The sequence below is a fragment of the Holdemania sp. 1001095H_141210_F2 genome, assembly GCF_015558105.1.
Classification (GTDB): Bacteria; Bacillota_I; Bacilli_A; order Erysipelotrichales; family Erysipelotrichaceae; genus Holdemania.
Genome location: NZ_JADNPO010000060.1, coordinates 1 through 1,864, shown reverse-complemented (window position 1 = coordinate 1,864; position 1,864 = coordinate 1). Strand labels below are relative to the sequence as shown.

General features: G+C 47.7%; 1 protein-coding gene. It reads right to left on the bottom strand.

Features of this window, described 5'->3' with window-relative positions:
• Positions 1–1,864, bottom strand: a 1,864-nt coding sequence (locus I2G61_RS16230; RefSeq protein WP_195548473.1) for a hypothetical protein, incomplete at both ends; no start/stop codon positions are given.

Below are 1,864 nucleotides of genomic sequence, written 5' to 3'. Positions count from 1 at the left end.
TCTCATTCCCGCTGTACCATACCACTTCCGCTTCCTGCTCGCCATCCCAAGCTTTCAGTTCAACCGTTTCGCCTACCTTGTAATACACCCGGTCCGCGCCGCTGATCTTCAGCGTTTCCTTTGCGCTGTAGCTCCCTGTGTTCGCGTTCGACGCCAGCTTCACTGTTATCTGGAATGTTGAATACGTCTTCGTGTTCTCCGCCATGTCTTCATACTTCACCTTGAACTTCAACGTCTGACTGCTTCCTGCTTTCATTCCGCTTCCATCCTTCAGTTCAATGGCGATTCCATAGCTCCCGTCTTCTTTCTTGACTAACTCATAATCAAACGCCGCTTCCTGAATCGCAGTCCCCATCAGCTCCAGCCCTTCGATCTTCGCTGCCTGATTACTCGTCAGGCTGATTCCAACCTCCTGCCGGCTGATCTCGCCTGTGACATTACTGTACATCGTCAGCGTACTTGCGTTCAGCTTGATCCCTGGATAGCTCTGTACCGTCTTTACTTTTACTGTATTATAGAATTCCTCTCCGGTTCGCTTCCCTACTCCTTTGAGACTCAGCTCATACGTTTTATCCGTTTCCAGCTTCGCTCCGCTTTTCGCCCGGATCTCAATCTTCCCCGCTTCGTTCAGCTTCACTTCAAAGTGTTCTGCTTCCGTCCCGATCAGTTCAATCGTTCCAACGGTATCCGCCTGATTTGTGATGCTCGGCGTCACTGTCGCATAGCTGCTTTCCCGGGTCAACAGATTGATATTTCCTGATGCACTCAGGTTCATCGTTACTGCGCTTCCATTCACTTTCACACTGATCGTGATCTTCGGCAGTTCTTTTCCCTTTTCATCCTTCGGGATAAAGCTATAGCTGTAACTTCCAGCTTTCACTGTACTGTCCAACAGTCTCGCTTTAATCTTCCCCGCTTCATAGATCACTTCAATCTGATCCGTATTCTCATTCTTTACGCTTGGCTCTAAAACCTGCTTCTCCTGAGATAATCCCAGGTTCGTCAGATTCATCGCCACTTCGCTTTCATCATTCAGCTTCAAATAGCTGTTGTATAGCGTCAGGCTCGTTTTCTTCGCGCTCGCTTTCGGTGCCGCAGTACTTACATTCACAGTCAAGCTGTTTTTTATTCCGCTTGTCCAATTCGTTCCCTGGACTACGATATTGATCTTTCCGGACTTTCCTGTCAGCTTCAGCCAGATCTTCCCATTCTCTGTTCTGATCCCTTCCGTCGCGTTCCCGCTGACCGGTTCCATTCCGATCGTCAAGCCTTCTAAATCCACAGCCTTCTTCGTTTTCGCATCCAACAGCTCCAGACTGATTTCCTTTTCTCCATAGTTCGGATTTACAGTGATGGTGCTCTTCTCTAAAGTATAACCCGGCTTCGTCGTCACCGTTGGTATCGTCACCTTTACACTGACTGGTTCTTCATATTCCTCATACTGAATCACTAACGTTCCACTCAGGTTCAACTTCCCGTTCGCTTCTTTTTCCAGGCTTCTGACTTGGATTTTCCCCTTCTCATCGATCTGGAAATTCCGCTCAAACGCTTCCGACCCTTCCAGCTTCATCGTTCTGACCGTATTCCCTTTATGATCAATCGTCAGTTGAATCTCTCCCTGATTGTAGAACAGATTCAGCTTCTCATTCCATTTTACACCTGGACTTACATTACTTCTCGCGACCTTGACCGTCACCGGATAGTCATAGCTTCCATATTTCGTTTCCAGCCGCAGCGTACTTTTATAGCTTCCGTTTTTCACTGTCTTATCCAACAGGCAGATTTCTCCTGTCTGCTTCGCTTCAAACCGCATTGAAAGCTCGCCGTTTTCCATCAGCTTCACTTCCGTAATTTCATTATCATA